At 69.7% G+C, this 15,879-nt stretch carries 16 protein-coding genes and 1 pseudogene; 14 read left to right on the top strand and 3 right to left on the bottom strand.

All coding sequences use genetic code 11. From position 1 onward, the window contains the following. The first annotated feature begins 21 nt into the window (after positions 1 to 21). The 7 genes from ACXAFN_RS15110 to ACXAFN_RS15080 all read left to right on the top strand — a co-directional run bounded on the left by ACXAFN_RS15110 (position 22) and on the right by ACXAFN_RS15080 (position 6,555). Positions 22 to 336, top strand: a complete 315-nt coding sequence (locus ACXAFN_RS15110) for a hypothetical protein (protein ID WP_474989916.1) — start codon at positions 22 to 24, stop codon at positions 334 to 336. A 91-nt stretch (positions 337 to 427) separates the two neighbouring features. After that, the gene (locus ACXAFN_RS15105; protein WP_474989914.1) at positions 428 to 766 is read left to right on the top strand and encodes a hypothetical protein; all 339 of its coding nucleotides are present in this window, start codon (positions 428 to 430) and stop codon (positions 764 to 766) included. A gap of 40 nt (positions 767 to 806) precedes the next feature. Further along, entirely contained in the window at positions 807 to 1,265 is a 459-nt protein-coding gene (locus ACXAFN_RS15100; protein ID WP_474989912.1) for a copper chaperone PCu(A)C, read from the top strand. A gap of 13 nt (positions 1,266 to 1,278) precedes the next feature. Continuing rightward, positions 1,279 to 1,869: an SCO family protein gene (locus ACXAFN_RS15095; protein WP_474989910.1), complete on the top strand. Its 591-nt coding sequence runs from the start codon at positions 1,279 to 1,281 to the stop codon at positions 1,867 to 1,869. Positions 1,870 to 2,064: 195 nt separating this feature from the next. Further along, positions 2,065 to 3,225, top strand: coding sequence for an efflux RND transporter periplasmic adaptor subunit (locus tag ACXAFN_RS15090; RefSeq protein WP_474989908.1), 1,161 nt, complete (start codon positions 2,065 to 2,067; stop codon positions 3,223 to 3,225). Beyond that, on the top strand, positions 3,225 to 5,159 hold the full coding sequence (locus tag ACXAFN_RS15085; RefSeq protein ID WP_474989906.1) for a MacB family efflux pump subunit: 1,935 nt from the start codon (positions 3,225 to 3,227) through the stop codon (positions 5,157 to 5,159). The genes ACXAFN_RS15090 and ACXAFN_RS15085 overlap by 1 nt, the downstream gene beginning before the upstream one ends. Then, on the top strand, positions 5,152 to 6,555 hold the full coding sequence (locus tag ACXAFN_RS15080) for an efflux transporter outer membrane subunit (protein ID WP_474989904.1): 1,404 nt from the start codon (positions 5,152 to 5,154) through the stop codon (positions 6,553 to 6,555). Before ACXAFN_RS15085 ends, ACXAFN_RS15080 begins: the two co-directional genes overlap by 8 nt. Positions 6,556 to 6,577: 22 nt before the next feature. On the opposite strand, the gene ACXAFN_RS15075 is transcribed toward ACXAFN_RS15080, so the two are convergent. Next, positions 6,578 to 6,901, bottom strand: a complete 324-nt coding sequence (locus ACXAFN_RS15075; RefSeq protein WP_474989902.1) for a TfoX/Sxy family protein — start codon at positions 6,899 to 6,901, stop codon at positions 6,578 to 6,580. A gap of 30 nt (positions 6,902 to 6,931) precedes the next feature. Then, a complete protein-coding gene (locus ACXAFN_RS15070) occupies positions 6,932 to 7,726 on the bottom strand; it encodes a helix-turn-helix domain-containing protein (RefSeq protein ID WP_474989900.1) in 795 nt (264 codons plus the stop codon). Positions 7,727 to 7,845: 119 nt separating this feature from the next. Between ACXAFN_RS15070 and ACXAFN_RS15065 the strand changes: the two genes are divergently transcribed. Beyond that, positions 7,846 to 8,313: a carboxymuconolactone decarboxylase family protein gene (locus ACXAFN_RS15065; RefSeq protein ID WP_474989898.1), complete on the top strand. Its 468-nt coding sequence runs from the start codon at positions 7,846 to 7,848 to the stop codon at positions 8,311 to 8,313. Positions 8,314 to 8,350: 37 nt separating this feature from the next. Here the strand turns inward: ACXAFN_RS15065 and ACXAFN_RS15060 are convergent, their stop codons facing one another. After that, on the bottom strand, positions 8,351 to 9,250 hold the full coding sequence (locus tag ACXAFN_RS15060) for an AraC family transcriptional regulator (protein WP_474989896.1): 900 nt from the start codon (positions 9,248 to 9,250) through the stop codon (positions 8,351 to 8,353). Between the two features lie 257 nt (positions 9,251 to 9,507). Between ACXAFN_RS15060 and ACXAFN_RS15055 the strand changes: the two genes are divergently transcribed. The 6 genes and pseudogenes from ACXAFN_RS15055 to ACXAFN_RS15030 all read left to right on the top strand — a co-directional run. Continuing rightward, entirely contained in the window at positions 9,508 to 9,789 is a 282-nt protein-coding gene (locus ACXAFN_RS15055; RefSeq protein ID WP_474989894.1) for a hypothetical protein, read from the top strand. A gap of 227 nt (positions 9,790 to 10,016) precedes the next feature. Beyond that, positions 10,017 to 11,069, top strand: coding sequence for an NAD(P)-dependent alcohol dehydrogenase (locus ACXAFN_RS15050; RefSeq protein ID WP_474989892.1), 1,053 nt, complete (start codon positions 10,017 to 10,019; stop codon positions 11,067 to 11,069). 278 nt (positions 11,070 to 11,347) lie between these two features. Further along, on the top strand, positions 11,348 to 12,346 hold the full coding sequence (locus tag ACXAFN_RS15045; protein WP_474989890.1) for an NADP-dependent oxidoreductase: 999 nt from the start codon (positions 11,348 to 11,350) through the stop codon (positions 12,344 to 12,346). Next, positions 12,343 to 12,969: a nucleotidyltransferase family protein gene (locus ACXAFN_RS15040; RefSeq protein ID WP_474989888.1), complete on the top strand. Its 627-nt coding sequence runs from the start codon at positions 12,343 to 12,345 to the stop codon at positions 12,967 to 12,969. The genes ACXAFN_RS15045 and ACXAFN_RS15040 overlap by 4 nt, the downstream gene beginning before the upstream one ends. An 83-nt stretch (positions 12,970 to 13,052) precedes the next feature. Next, positions 13,053 to 13,523 carry a (2Fe-2S)-binding protein gene (locus ACXAFN_RS15035; RefSeq protein WP_474989886.1) on the top strand — a complete coding sequence of 157 codons (471 nt, stop codon included), beginning with the start codon at positions 13,053 to 13,055 and terminating at the stop codon, positions 13,521 to 13,523. Beyond that, positions 13,523 to 15,610 (top strand): annotated as a pseudogene (locus ACXAFN_RS15030) (xanthine dehydrogenase family protein molybdopterin-binding subunit); the annotation flags it as partial. The gene ACXAFN_RS15035 and the pseudogene ACXAFN_RS15030, both read left to right, overlap by 1 nt. Between the last annotated feature and the right edge of the window lie 269 nt (positions 15,611 to 15,879).

The raw sequence follows: 15,879 nt of genomic DNA, 5'->3' as shown, positions 1-15,879 counted from the left end.
AGAGACCGACCAAGGAGCCCCATGAGCAGAGAGCTGGATGACTTCGAGAAGACCATGCACCAGGAGATCGACGCCTTCCTCAAGGCGGAGCCCGGCACCGCCAAGCGTCCGCCCCCCGCCAAGGAGCCACCGGCCGCCCGAGCGAAGGCCAGCGAGATCCGCACCGGCCACATCGTCAAGCTCGCCGTGCGCACCAAGCAGCTGGAGATGGACAGCACCTTCGAATACCACTCCACCAGCATCTCCAAGCTCGAGGCCCAGATGGAAGCCGAAAAGGCCGCCCGCCAGGCCGGCTACCCGATCATCGGCTATGTGATCGACATCCAACGGCTCTGAAGGTCACGCCTCCTACCGACGACGCTCTGGCCCTGCGGTCAAACGCCGCGCCCGCTTGTCGGCTCCCCCGGACGCACATAGAATCCCGGCCATGTCACATTCTCGTCCCTTCGTCTTGATGCTGGCCATTCCGGTGGTCCTGATACTGGCCCTCGCCGGTGCCATCTTCGGTGGCCAGGTCATCGCCGACGGCCGCCTCGACGGCAAGATCCAGCGGGCCCTGGCGAGCTCTCTCGATACCTCGAGCGAGATCGAGCTGCGCCATCTGCAGGAAGTGCAATACGGCTACGGCGTCTGTGGCCTGTACCGCACCACCGACTCGGAGGATGGCTACGCCTCCTTCTTCTACGACACCACCAACGACCGCCTCACGCTGGACGTCAACTCGCGCCGCTACAAGTCGCACTGCAGCCTGTCGGCGGTCTGCTGACACCGCGCCGGGACACGGCACCACCCAACGGAGAATCGCCATGCCGATCCGCGACACCCTGACACGCTCCCCGCACCGACTGGCCTTCGGCCTGCTGGCCCTGCTGCTGTCGGCGGGTACCGCCCAGGCCGCGGACCTGGACGTCTCGGAGGCGCGGCTGCGGCTGATGCCGGGCGACCTGCCGGGTGCCGGCTACTTCCGGCTGCACAACGCCGGCGACGAACCCGTGACCCTGACAGGCGCCGACAGCGACGCCTACGGCGATGTGATGCTGCACATGACCATGAGCGAGGAAGGCATGTCCAGCATGCATTCGGTCTCCGAACTCGAGGTGGCCCCCGGCGATACGCTCGAGTTCGCCCCCAAGGGCTATCACCTGATGTTGATGAAGCGCGCCCGCCCGCTCGCCGTGGGCGACGAGGTCGAGGTCACCCTCGAGTTCGCCGACGACCGTCGGCTTCCTGTCACCTTCGATGTGGTCTCGCCCACCTCCCTGTAACATGAGAGCGACCATGACTCCCGCCCTCTCCAAGTGGTGCCTGCCGCTCGCGGCGTCGCTGTGGCTGGCCGGCTGCAGCGACCAGAACTGGCGCACCACGGACATCTCCGAAATCATGCCGGCGCTGGACTTCACCCTCGTCGACGAAAACGGCGAGACAGTGAACGAGGCGGACTACCTCGGCAAGACCACGCTGATGTATTTCGGCTTCACCCACTGCCCCGACGTCTGCCCGACCTCGCTGGCGCGTCTCGCGGCCGTCACCCAGCAGCTCGACGAAGCGCTTCGCGACGACATCCAGGTGCTGTTCGTCTCGGTGGACCCGACGCGCGACACCCCCGAGGTCCTGGAGCGCTACACGGAAGTGTTCGGTCCACAGTTCATCGGCCTGACCGGCGATACCGCCGAGCTGGATGCGCTGACCAACCGCTATCGCGTCTCCTACGAGTACGGCGACCAGTATCCCGAGGGCAGTTACGACGTCACCCACTCGAGCGCCATCTTCGCCTTCGACCCCCAGGGCAACGCGCAGCTGCTGCTGCGCGACAGCGACCCGATGGAGAACCTGGTCGCCGATATCGGCCGCCTGGCGTCCCAGGGCTGACGCCCACCACGGCGGCGCCCGCCGCCGTGGTCGCCACCTCACTCCTGCCCCCCGCTCCTACCCTCACTCCTTGTCCCTCGCTCCGCGCTCCTCGCCCTCGAACCCTGCTTATCATTTTCCTCCCAACCAAATCATATTGTTTGCAATTTGCGACGCTAGAGTCGTGAACCATTCTCATTGGTTCCTGGATGCGCCATGACACGCTGGATTCGCCGTCGCCCGAAAACGCCCCTGTCGTTGCTGATCATCGTCGCCCTGTTGCTGGTGGCCGGCTGGCGCTGGGGGCTGGCCTCGGCCCCGGCGGTGCAATGGCAGACCGCCCAGGTGGAGCGCGGCGACGTCGAGGAAGTGGTGACGGCACTGGGCACGCTGGAGCCCGAGGACTACGTGGATGTCGGCGCCCAGGTGTCCGGCCAGCTCACCGAGCTGCACGTGGACGTGGGCGATCGCGTGGAAGCCGGGCAACTGCTGGCGGAGCTCGACGCCTCGGTGCAGCAGACCCAGGTGGAGGCCGGGCTGGCCGAGCTCGAAGCGCTGCGCGCCCAGCTCGAACAGCGCCAGGCGGAACTGGCGCTCGCCCGCCTGCAGTACCAGCGCCAGCAGCGCCTGCGCGAGGCCGACGCCACCAGCGACGACGCCTTCCAGACCGCCCGTTCCACCCTCGCCGTCACCCGGGCGCAGATCAAGGTGCTCGAGGCGCAGATTCGTCAGAAGCAGGCCAGCGTCGAGGGCGACCAGGCCAACCTCGGCTACGCCAGGATCTATGCCCCGCGCGACGGCACGGTGGTCAGCCTCGAGGCCCGCGAGGGCCAGACCCTGAACGCCAACCAGACCACCCCGACGCTGATGCGCATCGCCGACCTGTCGACCATGACGGTCTCCACCCAGGTCTCCGAGGCCGACGTGGATCGTCTCGCCGCGGGCATGCCGGTCTACTTCAATACCCTGGGCAACGGCCGGGTGCGCTATGACAGCACCCTGCGCCAGGTGCTGCCGACCCCGGAAGTGGTCAACAACGTGGTGCTCTATACCGCCGAGTTCGCCGTCGACAACGACGACGGCCGGCTGATGTCCGGCATGACCGCCCAGGTCTTCTTCGTGGTGCAGTCGGCGCGGGACGTGCTCAACGTTCCGGTGGCCGCCGTCCGGGGCGACGCCTCGGGCGGGTCCCGAGTGCGGGTGCTCGACGCCCGCGGCGAGCCACAACGACGCGAGGTCGAGGCCGGCTTCAGCAACCGGGTGCGCACGGTGATCGAGGGCGGTCTCGAGGAAGGCGACCGCGTGGTGATGGGCCAGGCGGCGTCCGGCCAGGCCAACCGAACCGGCGACGCGCCGCGCCGTCGGGGGCTGTTCTGATGGCGCTGATCGAGCTGCGCGACATCCGCAAGCGCTACCCGGCCGGCGAGCAGGACGTGGAGGTGCTGCACGGCATCGATCTCAATATCGAGGCCGGCGAGTTCCTCGCCATCATGGGCAGCTCCGGCTCCGGCAAGTCCACGCTGATGCATATCCTCGGCTGCCTGGACCAGCCCAGCGGCGGCGAGTATCGCTTCGCCGGCCGGCCGGTCACCGCGATGGACCACGAGCAACTGGCCTGGCTGCGCCGCGAGATGTTCGGCTTCGTGTTCCAGAGCTACCACCTGATCGGCACCGCCAGCGCCTGGGAAAACGTGGCCCTGCCCGCCATCTACGCCGGCATGCCGCGCGACGAACGCAAGACCCGCGCCCAGCGGCTGCTCGCCGAGCTCGGCCTGGGCGAGCGCCTGGAGAACCGTCCCCACCAGCTCTCCGGCGGCCAGCAGCAGCGGGTCTCCATCGCCCGGGCGCTGATGAACGGTGGCCAGGTGATCCTGGCCGACGAACCCACCGGCGCCCTGGACAGCGTCAGCGGCGAAGCGGTGATGGCGCAGCTGCGCGAGCTGGCCCGCCGGGGACATACGGTGATCGTGATCACCCACGATGCCAAGGTCGCCGAACACGCCGACCGCGTGGTGGAGATCCACGACGGCCGGATCCTCGACGACCGCCACCACCGCCCCCATCGCGGCGACAAGGCCCAGGCCGTGGCCGAGCCGCCGCAGCGCTCCGGCCTGCCGGACGCCGGCGAGATCGGCGAGGCGGTGCTGATGGCGCTGCGCTCGCTCAGGGCCAACTGGCTGCGCACCCTGCTGACCCTGCTCGGCATCGTGATCGGCGTCGGCGCGGTGGTGGTGATGCTGGCGATCGGCCAGGGCGCCAAGCAGGACGTGGTGGCGCGCATCAGCGACCGCGGCACCAACCTGCTGGTGATCCGCCCGGACCGCGGCCAGCAGCGCGTGGCCGACGGCGTGATCGCCACCCTGGTGCCGGACGACGCCAAAGCGCTCGAGACCCTGCCCAACGTGCGCACCGCCGTGCCGGAGATCTCCGGCAGCGTCACCGCCCGGGCCAACGGCCAGGACGTCTCCACCAGCGTGCAGGCGGTGACCGCGGACTTCACCGGCCTGCGCGACTGGCAGCCGGTACAGGGCATCTTCTTCGCCGAGCAGGACCAGGCCGCCTACGCGCCGGTGGCGGTGATCGGCCAGACGGTCAAGGACAACCTCTTCCCGAACAGCGATCCGCTGGGCCAGTTCCTGATGCTCGACAGCATCCCCTTCCAGGTCATCGGCGTGATGGGCGCCCAGGGCGCCACCGACTGGGGCGACGACCAGGACGACGTAGTGTTCGTGCCGCTCTCCACCGGCACGCTGCGGCTGTTCGGCCAGAACTACCTGCGCTCGATCACCCTGGCGGTGGACGACGTCTCGCGCATCGACGCCACCGAACAGGCCGCCGTGGACCTGCTCACCCAGCGCCACGGCCAGCGCGACGTGCGCGTGTTCAACATGGCCTCGCTGCTCGACATGGTCTCCGAGACCCAGAACACCCTGACCATGCTGCTCGGCTCGATCGCCGCGATCTCGCTGCTGGTCGGCGGCATCGGGGTGATGAACATCATGCTGGTCAGCGTCGCCGAGCGGGTCCACGAGATCGGCATCCGCATGGCCACCGGGGCGCGCCAGCGCAACATCCTCCAGCAGTTCCTCACCGAGTCGGTGGTGGTCTCCGCCCTGGGCGGCCTCATCGGCGTGGCCGCCGGCCTGCTGGTGGGTGGGCTGCTGACCTGGCTCGGCATGGCCATCGTGTTTTCCGTGCCGGTGATGGTGGCGTCGTTCTTCTGTGCCGCCGTCATCGGGCTGCTGTTCGGTTTTGCCCCGGCGCTCAAGGCCGCGCGCCTGAACCCGGTGGAGGCATTGAGCAATGATTAGCATGAACCGCACCGTCGCCCTGCTGCTGGCGGCGTCGCTGCTGTCCGGCTGCGCCCTGAGCTCCGGGCTCGACGCGCCGACCGCCGAGCCGCCCGCCCAGTGGCTGAATCAGCAGCGCGTCAGCCAGGCCATGGTGGCCCAGCCTCGCTGGTGGACGCAGTTCGGCAGCGACGAGCTGGACCGGCTGGTGGCCCGGGCGCTGGCCGCCAACACCGACCTGCAGGCGGCTGCCGCGCGCATCGAGCAGGCCGACGCCCAGCTCGCCCAGGCCGGCGCCTCGCTGTTCCCGACCCTGGGGCTTTCCACCGGTGCCAGCCGCAACGGCACGCTCGGCGCCAGCGGCACCACCGAGGGCTACAGCGCCAATCTCAACGCCAGCTACGAGCTCGACCTGTGGGGTGCGCTGCGCAACAGCCGCGATGCGGCCAAGGCCTCGCTGCTGGCCAGCCGCTTCGCCCGCGACACCGTGCGGCTCAGCGTGCTCGCCAGCGTGGTGAACACCTACCTGCAGGTGCGCTACCTGCAGGACAGCCTGGCGCTGACCCAGGACAACCTGGCACTCGCCGAACGCTTGCTGGAAGTGGTGAGGGCCAAGGTGGACAACGGCGCCGTCTCGCCCCTGGACCTGGCCCAGCAGCGCACCGCGGTGGCCAACGCCCGGGCCCAGTTGCCCGACCTGCGCCAGCAGCTGCGCCAGAGCCGCTACGCGCTGGCCGTACTGGTCGGCGAGACGCCCCAGGGCTTCTCGGTGGACGGCGGCGGGCTCGAGGCACTGGCCCTGCCGGACATCCAGGCCGGCCTGCCGGACCAGGTGCTCGCCCGGCGCCCGGATGTCGCCCAGGCCCTGGCCTCGCTGATGGCCGCCGATCGACAGGTGGCGGTCGCCCGGGCCGACTACTGGCCGTCGATCTCCCTCACCGGCAGCGGCGGCTATTCCAGCAGCGACCTGTCGTCACTGCTCAGCGGCGACGCCCTCTACAACCTGGCTCTGTCGCTGCCCCAGACGCTGTTCGACGGCGGCGCGCGCGGCGCCCGGGTGGATCAGGCCACCGCCGCCTGGGAGGAGCAGCGCGCCGGCTACGTCGGCACCCTGCTCACCGCCCTGCAGGAAGTGGAGCAGTCCCTCGGCAGCGTGCGGGCCCTGGCCGACCAGCGGCAATACCGCGACGAGGCCTACCGGCAAGCGGAGGAAGCCTACCGCATCGCCCGTGTCCGCTACCGGGAAGGCGCCACCGAGCTCACCGACGTGCTGAGCGCCCAGAGCAGCTTCAACGGCGCCCGCCAGACCCGCCTGGACCTGGCCCTCGACCGGTACCAGTCCCGGGTCACCCTGTTCCGGGTGCTCGGCGAGGGCAGCGAGGCCCGGGACGACGAGGTTTTGGCACCGAACGCCTGACCCGCGCGAGGCCGTGACCTGTTCAGGCGCGACCACGCAGTGCCGCCGCCAGGGAACGACGCGCCCATGCCAGCGCCAGCTCGGGGTCCTCGAACAGCGCCTCCGGCGCCCGGTAATACGAGAGTCTGACGACCTTCCCGCGGCGCAGGTACGCGAAGGGTTCGAGCTCCTGGCGTTCGAAATCCGCCACGTTGTCCGTGTCCGCCTTGAGGTAGAGAGTCTCGTCCGCCACCAGGGCGAACATCACCCCATCGTGATAGACCCCATGCCCGCCGAACATCCGTCGCGTGGTGATCGGGCCCAACAGCGAGAATACGTCCCGCAGGTGTTCCGTGTACTCGCTCATCCCTGCTCCCTTATCCAGAAACGCGAGGGCTCAGCCCGCCGTCAGGGCCCGCCGTTTCGCCTGGTAGGCGCCAGGGGTGATGCCCATCACCCGCCGGAAATCATGGGTGAAGTGGGCCTGATCGGCGAAACCGGTGCGGTAGGCGATATCGGTCATCGACGCCTCCGCCGCCGAGCGAATCAGCTCCCGGGCGAAGCCGACCCGCTGAAGGCGGCTGAACTGCTTGGGGGTGAACCCTACCTGGGTATGGAACAGGCGCTCCAGCTGGCGCTGGCCGACACCGCTGTGCGCCATCAGCCGCGACAGCGGCAGGGTCCCGTGATGCCGCTCGATCATGCCCAGCACCTGAGCCAGGTCGGGGTGGGGCCGTGGCGGGCAACGCTCCAGCCGCCGCAACAGGGTCGCCTCGATCAGGGCGATGCGCTCGGCGGTGCCATGGGCCGCGGCCAGCCGGTCCTGCAGGGCCTCGAACGGCGCCAATGGTTGGGGCAACAGGGCCAGGTCCTGGTGGCCGCGCAGTTCCGGCAACGGCAGGCCGAAGAAGGGGTAGCCGCGCCCCGGGTGGAAGCGAATGCCGAAGGCCTCCAGCGGGCCGATGATCTCGACCCGCGCGCTGCGCATGGCCGGCCCGCAGGCCAGCGTGGTGGCGCGCAGCGCCTCGCCGTCGAACGCCAGCGCCCCGGCCAGGGTGAAGATGAGGCCGCTGCCGGCATCCGGGTGCATGAAGCCGGGCGAGCCGGCCGGGCCGGCATGGCGCAGCCGCCAGTAGCACTGCACGTGGGTGGCGAGCGCCGGGCTGGGTCGGTAGGTCTGAAAGGCATCCATGGCACGGCATCCACGACCGTCGATGCCGCATCTTATCGAGCGGTGTCGATTTTTTACAATGGCCCGGCCGCCGGACCGCCTAGGCTGTCCCTCGTCCCCATCAGACGAGGAAATGCCCCATGCAACTGAACTATCCGACGCAAGCACCCGGCGCCCTGCGCGCCATGGCCGGGCTGGAGCGCTACATCAAGGCCGAGCGCTCGCTGGAGGACGGCCTGCTGCACCTGATCAAGATACGCGTCTCCCAGCTCAACCGCTGCGCCTATTGCATCGACATGCACACCCAGGACGCCCGCCTGGCCGGGGAAACCGAGCAGCGCCTGTACGCCCTCAGTGCCTGGCGCGACACCCCCTTCTTCCGGGCGAGCGAACGGGCCGCCCTGGCCTGGGCCGAGGCCACCACCCGGCTGGCCCAGTCGGACCTCGACGACGGCCTGCTGGCGGAACTGCGCCGGCACTTCGGCGACAAGCAGATCGTCGACCTGACCCTGGCGATCGTGGCAATCAACGGCTGGAACCGCCTGAGCGTCGGCTTCGGCGCCGAGGCCGGCAGCTATACGCCGGGCCAGTTCGACGGCGCGGGCTGAGGCGGATCGCCCCTCGTCGCCTGTCGCCGAGGGGACCTCACGACGCCTGCAGCGCACGCTCTTCCTTGCGGTGCTGCAGCGGCGAGATGCCGAAGTAGCGCTTGTAGTCGCGGCTGAACTGGGAAACGCTGCGATACCCCACCGCCTCGGCGGCCTGGTTGACGTTGCGGGCCTCCTGGACGAGCAGCTGCTGGGCCTTGATCAGTCGCAGGCGCTTGAGGTACTGCAGCGGCGACGCCTGGGTCACCCGCTTGAAGTGCTGGTGGAAGGTCGAGGGGCTCATGCTGGCCTGACGCGCCAGGTCCTCCACCGAGATCTCCTCGGCGAAGTGGCCATGCAATCGCGACAGCACCTGGACGATCCGCGAATAGTGCCCCTGGTGGTGCACCAGGGCACGCAGCGCCGGCCCCTGCTCGCCGCGCAGCGCCTCGAAGATCACGTCGCGCACGCGGAGCGGCCCCATGGCGGCGGTCTCGGCGGGGTCGTGCAGCGTTCTCAGCAACCGCACGCTCGCCCCCAGCATGCCCTCGGTCATCGACACCGAGGCCATGGGCACGGGCGCTTCCTCGTCTTCGGTGTCGCGCTCGCCCATGGCGGTCACCAGCTCGCCGAGCAGCGCCGGATCGAGGCGTATCGACATGCCCAGCAGCGGCGCCTCGGCCGAGGCGTGGGTCTCGCACTCGAAGGGCAGCGGCAGCGTCTGCACCAGGTACTGGCCAGGGCCGTAGTGGATCTCGCGATCGCCGAGATAGCCGATCTTGTAGCCCTGGGCGACGATGATCAGGCTCGGTTCGTACATCAGCGGCGTGCGGGCGCAGGGGCGTCGCACCCCCATCAGCGTTACCGTCGACAGCGGGGTCGGCGTATAGCCGTCTCGCTCGACCAGCGGCGCGAGCAGCTCGACCAGCGGGCATGACACGGCTTTCAAGACTTGCATCCCGGGTTCCTCTGTTTTCGGTCCTGCCATATGATCGTGACGATTCTAGCCCACATTCGTGCCTCCTTGCGCACCGAATCACAGGAATAAGCAAAAACGCCGGAGAAACACCGGTCCTCGGCGGCCGCTTCCCCGGCCATAATGTCGCCATCCTCACACGAGGTCACAGCGTTCGAGACGACAGGCCCCGGCCACACCTTGGCCGCCCTCCTTCGCCGCCGACGCCGTGTGATGTTCCCGACATTGGAGACCGATCCATGAAGACCCGACTGACCCTGTCCGCCCTGTTCCTGTCCACCCTGTCCCTGACCGCCCAGGCCGACAACGCCGCCGAGCGCGCCCTGCGGCTCAACCAGGCACCGCTGGCACCGATGAACCAGCGAGTCGAGCCGACGGAGCGCTCCACCCCGAGCGCCCACTTCGGCGGCGGCAGCGAGGCCATGCAGCAGGCCCGTGCCGCCCTGAAGGCCCGCAGCGTCGAGACCCGCTTCGCGGTCCACGACGACGCCCTCGAGCCGGCCCGGCACGCCACCAGCTGAACCGTCGAATCGCGACGACGCCCCGGCGGGGCGTCATCGTCTGGCATTCCACGGCGCTTCCACCGCCGGCCGATTATGACGACTTACCGGACATCGTGCGCGACTCGCTCCCCACCCTTCGGAGGAATGCGCAAAAACGCCGGAGAAACGACGGTCCATGACCGCTCCCCGGCTTCCCATAATGTCCTCGTCCCCTTACCCCCTCATACCGAGAGGAGTCTCGCTTCATGAGCCAAGCCCGTTCCTACGCGGCCCATGCCGCCGACCAGTCCCTGGCCCCCTACTCCTTCGAGCGTCGCCAGCCGCGCCCGGATGACGTCGCCATCGAGATCCTCTACTGCGGCGTCTGCCACAGCGACCTGCACTTCGCCCGCAACGACTGGGGCATGACCCGCTACCCCATCGTGCCCGGCCACGAGATCGTCGGCCGCGTCACCGCGGTGGGCGACGCGGTCAGCCAGTTCCGGGTCGGCGATCTGGTCGGCGTGGGCTGCATGGTCGATTCCTGCCGCCACTGCCAGCCCTGCCAGGACGGCGTCGAGCAGTTCTGCCTCGAAGGCTTCACCATGACCTACGGCAGCGACGACCGTCACGACGGCAGCTTCACCCAGGGCGGCTATTCCGACCGCATCGTGGTCAACGAGCACTTCGTGCTGCGCATGCCCGAAGGCATCGACCTGGCCTCCGCCGCCCCCATCCTGTGCGCCGGCATCACCACCTACTCGCCGCTCAAGCATTACGGCGTCAAGGCCGGCCACAAGGTCGGGGTGATCGGCATGGGAGGCCTCGGCCACATGGGCGTCAAGCTGGCCAAGGCGCTGGGCGCCGAGGTCACGGTGTTCACCCGCTCCGAGGCCAAGGTCGAGGAAGCCCGCCGTCACGGCGCCGACCACGTGGTCGTCTCCACCGACGAGGCGCAGATGACCGCCGTCGCCGAGACCTTTGATTTCATGCTCGACACCGTGCCGGTGCAGCACGACCTCAACCCCTACCTGGCGGCCCTGAAGTACGACGGCACCCACATCCTGGTGGGCCTGCTCGATCCCATCGAGCCGGCCGTCGAAGGCTTCAACCTGGTGTTCAAGCGCCGTGTGCTGGCCGGCTCGCTGATCGGCGGCATCGAGGAGACCCAGGAGCTGCTCGACTTCTGCGCCGAGCACGATATCCGCTGCGATATCGAGACCATCGACATCCAGGACATCAATACCGCCTTCGAGCGGATGGAAAAGGGCGACGTGCGCTACCGCTTCGTGATCGACATGGCCTCGCTCAAGGCCTGATGCCCGACCGCCGGCCGCCCCCTGGGCGGCCGGCATCGTCGTGGCCCTCGTTCACCGAACACCACATGACACACTAGGCTATGTCTGAAAAGTCGACGAGTGATGATCAGACAAGGCAAAAATCGACGAAAAGACGGAGTTTACGCGGTGTAAATGAGGACTTTGACCGGGCTCGCGCACGAGTCGATTCTTAACACCGTATGAGCGAGCGCAGGCACTTTTCGGACAAAGCCAAGGCTGATCAGCGCCGGCCCAACACTCCAGGAGGGAAAGACGACATGCAGTCACGCTACTTCACCATCACCGACCATCCCCAGGGCACCCCGTCGCGGGAGCTGTTCGCCCTGCGCGAGACCGAGCTGTCGGCGCTGGCCGAGGGCGAAGTGCGGGTGCGCAATACCTGGTTGTCGGTGGACCCCTACATGCGCGGCCGCATGAGCGGCGTCACCACCTACATCGAGCCCTTCGCGCTGGGGGCCCCACTGGAGGGTGCCGCCATCGGCGAGGTGATCGAATCCCGCACCGAGACCCTGCCGGTGGGCACCCGGGTGCGCCACATGGGCGGCTGGCGCGACGTCGCCCAGCTGCCGGCCGCGCAGTGCGACCCGCTGCCGTCCTTCGATGTGCCGGAACAGGCCTACCTGGGCGTGCTCGGCATGCCGGGCATGACCGCCTGGACCGGGCTGAACCGCATCGCCGAGATGAAGGAAGGCGACAACGTGCTGGTCAGCGGCGCCGCCGGCGCGGTGGGCTCGCTGGCCGTGCAGCTGGCCAAGGCCAAGGGCGGCACCGTGGTCGGCATCGCCGGCTCCCAGGACAAGCTCGACTGGCTCGAGGCCCACGGCGTCAAGGGGGTGAGCTACCGGGGCCGCGATGCCACCCAGCTCACCGAGGCGCTGCAGGCAGCCTGCCCCGAGGGCTTCGACGTCTATTACGAGAACGTCGGTGGCGTCTGCCTCGAAGCGGCGCTGAACACCCTGCGGGTCGGCGCACGCATCGCGGTATGCGGAATGATCGCCCGCTACAACGAGGCCACCCCCAGCGCCGGCCCCGGCAACCTGGCGATGATCCTGATCCGCCGTGCCCGCATGGAAGGCTTCATCGTCTTCGACCACTGGGCCCACTACCCGCAATTCCTCGAGCAGATCGGCCCGCGGGTCGAGAGTGGCCAGCTCGACTACGAGGAGACCGTGGAGGACGGCCTCGAGCGTACCCCGGACGCCTTCCTCAAGCTGTTCGAGGGCGCCAACCGCGGCAAGATGCTGGTCCGACTGTGAACCGCCCCGGTCGGGGCAATGCCGGGGACGTGGTGGCGGTGATCCTGGCAGCCGGGGCCTCGCGACGCTTCGGCGACGCGGACAAGCGTCGGGCCCGGCTGCCGTCGGGCCAGACGCTACTGGCCGCCACCGTCACCAGGGCCGCCGCGGCCTTTGCCCGGCTGCGCGTGGTGATCCGCGACGAGGACGACCCCGCCGCCCTGGGCCTGGCGCCCGACACCTCAGTGATCCGGGCGCCCCATGCCGGCGACGGGCTCGGGGCCAGCCTCGCCGACGCCTTCTCCGCCCTGGCCGCCGACCCCGAGCTGGCCGACGCCCCGGCCGCGGCGGTGCTGCTCGGCGATATGCCAACACTGGCACCCGAGACGCTGGCACGGCTTCGCGACCGCGCCGAGCGCGGGCGCATCGTGCGCCCCCGGCACGCCGGCCGCCCCGGGCATCCTGTGCTGTTCGGCCGCGTTTTCTGGAACGAACTCGCCGGCCTCGGCGGCGACGACGGCGCACGCCAGGTCATCGCCCGCCACCGGGGCCACTGCCTCGAGATGGCGGTGGACGATCCCGGCATCCACCTGGATATCGACATCGCCTCGGACCTGGCTGCCCTGCCCCGAGGCTTACCTTGAGAGAGGCCACCCTGCCAATCCGCCGGCCGAAGTGGCGGCTACACTGCCCCGAGTGAGCGCCAGACAATACAAGGAGAACGACCGTGACGACCCTGACCATCAATGGGCGGACCCACGAGGTCGACGCCCCGGACGACATGCCCCTGCTGTGGGCGCTCCGCGACCTCGTCGGCTTCACCGGCACCAAGTATGGCTGCGGCCGCGGCCTGTGCGGCGCCTGCACCGTGCACCTGGACGGCCAGGCCACCCGCAGCTGCATCACCCCGATCTCCGCGGTGGGCGAGCGCAAGGTCACCACCATCGAGGCCATCGCCGACGACCCCACCGGGGCCCGCGTGCAACAGGCCTGGCGCGAGCTCGACGTGGTCCAGTGCGGCTACTGCCAGTCCGGCCAGATCATGTCGGCCACCGCGCTGCTGCGGGGCAAACCGTCACCGGACGACAGCGCCATCGACGGCGCCATGAGCGGCAACATCTGCCGCTGCGCCACCTATGCACGGATCCGCGCCGCCATCCATGAGGCCGCGGCCTCCCTCGGCCAGGAGGTGTCCTGATGCACGTCTTGAAGCAGCAAGCCCAGTCCCGCGCCGCCGCCGCCCTGTCCACGGTCAACGTCAGCCGCCGCGGCTTCATGAAGGGCTCCGCCGGGCTCGCCCTGGGGCTCTACATGGCGCCGCTGCTGGGCCGCAAAGGCAGCGCCCGGGCGGCCGACGACGACGGCGAGTTCGCCCCCAACGCCTTCGTGCGCGTCACGCCGGACGGCGAGGTGGTGGTGCTCGCCAAGCACATCGAGATGGGCCAGGGCACCTACACCGGGCTGGCGACCCTGGTCGCCGAGGAAATGGACGCCGACTGGTCCTCGGTGCGCGTCGAGGGCGCCCCGGCCGACACCCGGCGCTACCAGAACCTGGCCTTCGGCATCCAGGGCACCGGCGGCAGCACCTCGATCGCCAATTCCTTCGAACAGATGCGCCGCGCCGGCGCCACGGCGCGCGCCATGCTGGTGGCGGCCGCCGCCGAGCGGCTCGACGTGCCGGCGGACAGCCTGAGCACGAGCCACGGCAAGGTCGTTCACGAGGCCTCGGGCCGCGAGCTCGGCTTCGGCGAGCTGGCCGAGGCCGCCGCCGACCTCCCGGTGCCCGACGAGGTGACGCTAAAGTCCCCCGAGCAGTTCACGCTGATCGGCAAGCAGCGCCTGATGCGCCAGGACAGCCCGGCCAAGACCGACGGCAGCGCGCGCTTCACCCAGGACGTGCAGCTCGACGGCATGCTGATCGCCGTGCCGGCGCATCCGCCGCGCTTCGGCAGCCGACTGACCGGCGTCGACGACGCCGAGGCGCTCGAGGTGCCCGGCGTGGTGGCCAGCGTGCGCTTCCCCTCCCCGACCCGCGACGGCGACCTGGTCGCGGTGCTGGCGACCAACACCTGGGCCGCCATCCAGGGCCGCGACGCCCTGACGCTGGAGTGGGACGACAGCCAGGCGTTCAGCATGGGCAGCGAAGCGCTGGAGGCCGACTACCGCGAGCGCGCCGGCAAGCCCGGCAAGACGGTCACCGATCGCGGCGACGCCGCCGAGGCGCTGGAGGCCGCCGACCAGGTCATCGAGGCCGACTACGTGGTGCCCTACCTGGCCCACGCCGCCATGGAGCCGCTCAACTGCGTGGTCGACCTGCAGGACGATCACGTCAACATCCTCAACGGCGAGCAGTGGCAGACCCTCGACCAGCAGGCGGTGGCCAAGCTGCTCGACCTGCCGCCGGAGCAGGTGCGCATCGAGCAGCTGTTCGCCGGCGGCAGCTTCGGCCGCCGCGCCAACCCGATCAGCGACTACGTGCTGGAGGCCGCGGCCATCGCCAAGGCCGCCCGCGACCAGGGTCAGGCCGTGCCGATCAAGATGGTCTGGACCCGCGAGGACGACACCCGTGGCGGCCACTACCGGCCGTTCAATGTCCATCGCGCCCGCCTCGCCCTGGACGCCGACGGCAACCTGACCGCCTGGCATCAGCGCCTGGTCGGCCAGTCGATCATGGCCGGCACGCCGATGGCGTCGATGATGGTCAAGGACGGCATCGATCCCACCTCCGTGGAGGGCGTCGCCGACCTGGCCTACGGCGTGCCGGCACTCCGCATCGAACTGCACACGCCCCAGGACATCGGCGTGCCGGTGCAGTGGTGGCGCTCGGTGGGTCACACCCACACCGGCTTCTCCACCGAGAGCCTGATCGACGAGGCCGCCGTGGCGGCGGGCCAGGACCCCTACCGCTACCGCCGCGAGCGCCTCGGCGAGCACCCGCGCTGGCGGGGCGTGCTCGATCTGGCGGCCGAGAAGGCCGGCTGGTCGACGCCCCTCGAGGCCGGCGCCGAGGGCGTGAAGCGGGGCCGCGGCATCGCCGTCCACGAGTCCTTCGCCAGCTACGTCGCCCAGGTCGCCGAGGTCTCGGTGGACGCCGGCGGCCGGCTCAAGGTCGACCGAGTGGTGTGCGCCGTGGACTGCGGGCTGGCGGTCAATCCGGACATGGTGCGCGCCCAGATGGAAGGCGGCATCGGCTTCGCCCTGGCGGCGGCGCTGCACAGCGAGCTGACCCTCGACGACGGCCGGGTGCAGCAGTCGAACTTCCATGACTTCCAGGTGCTGCGGCTCAACGAGATGCCCGAGATCGAGGTGCACATCGTGCCCTCCGCCGAGGCGCCGACCGGGGTCGGCGAGCCCGGCGTGCCACCGCTCGCCCCGGCGGTGACCAACGCCATCCACGCCGCCACCGGCCAGCGCATTCGCCGGTTGCCGATCGGCCTGGATCTCGGCAGCAAGACGCCGGCGGAGATCGCCCTGGCGACGGTGGCGGACGTGGTCAGGGTCATGCGCGGACGCTGAGGCTAGCGTCTTCCCCTCCCACACGACGATGCCCCGCC

The organism is Halomonas sp. ABH4_019, from assembly GCF_056159885.1.
This window is presented reverse-complemented; position numbering and strand designations above follow the sequence as displayed.

Bases quoted from the DNA above. Each gene is read 5' to 3' on its own strand.
- ACXAFN_RS15080 (WP_474989904.1), top strand. From the start codon at position 5,152: ATGATTAGCATGAACCGCACCGTCGCCCTGCTGCTGGCGGCGTCGCTG.
- ACXAFN_RS15055 (WP_474989894.1), top strand. From the start codon at position 9,508: ATGAAGACCCGACTGACCCTGTCCGCCCTGTTCCTGTCCACCCTGTCC.
- ACXAFN_RS15070 (WP_474989900.1), bottom strand. From the start codon at position 7,726: ATGGATGCCTTTCAGACCTACCGACCCAGCCCGGCGCTCGCCACCCAC.
- ACXAFN_RS15075 (WP_474989902.1), bottom strand. From the start codon at position 6,901: ATGAGCGAGTACACGGAACACCTGCGGGACGTATTCTCGCTGTTGGGC.
- ACXAFN_RS15110 (WP_474989916.1), top strand. From the start codon at position 22: ATGAGCAGAGAGCTGGATGACTTCGAGAAGACCATGCACCAGGAGATC.
- ACXAFN_RS15065 (WP_474989898.1), top strand. From the start codon at position 7,846: ATGCAACTGAACTATCCGACGCAAGCACCCGGCGCCCTGCGCGCCATG.
- ACXAFN_RS15100 (WP_474989912.1), top strand. From the start codon at position 807: ATGCCGATCCGCGACACCCTGACACGCTCCCCGCACCGACTGGCCTTC.
- ACXAFN_RS15105 (WP_474989914.1), top strand. From the start codon at position 428: ATGTCACATTCTCGTCCCTTCGTCTTGATGCTGGCCATTCCGGTGGTC.
- ACXAFN_RS15045 (WP_474989890.1), top strand. From the start codon at position 11,348: ATGCAGTCACGCTACTTCACCATCACCGACCATCCCCAGGGCACCCCG.
- ACXAFN_RS15085 (WP_474989906.1), top strand. From the start codon at position 3,225: ATGGCGCTGATCGAGCTGCGCGACATCCGCAAGCGCTACCCGGCCGGC.
- ACXAFN_RS15060 (WP_474989896.1), bottom strand. From the start codon at position 9,250: ATGCAAGTCTTGAAAGCCGTGTCATGCCCGCTGGTCGAGCTGCTCGCG.
- ACXAFN_RS15050 (WP_474989892.1), top strand. From the start codon at position 10,017: ATGAGCCAAGCCCGTTCCTACGCGGCCCATGCCGCCGACCAGTCCCTG.
- ACXAFN_RS15095 (WP_474989910.1), top strand. From the start codon at position 1,279: ATGACTCCCGCCCTCTCCAAGTGGTGCCTGCCGCTCGCGGCGTCGCTG.
- ACXAFN_RS15090 (WP_474989908.1), top strand. From the start codon at position 2,065: ATGACACGCTGGATTCGCCGTCGCCCGAAAACGCCCCTGTCGTTGCTG.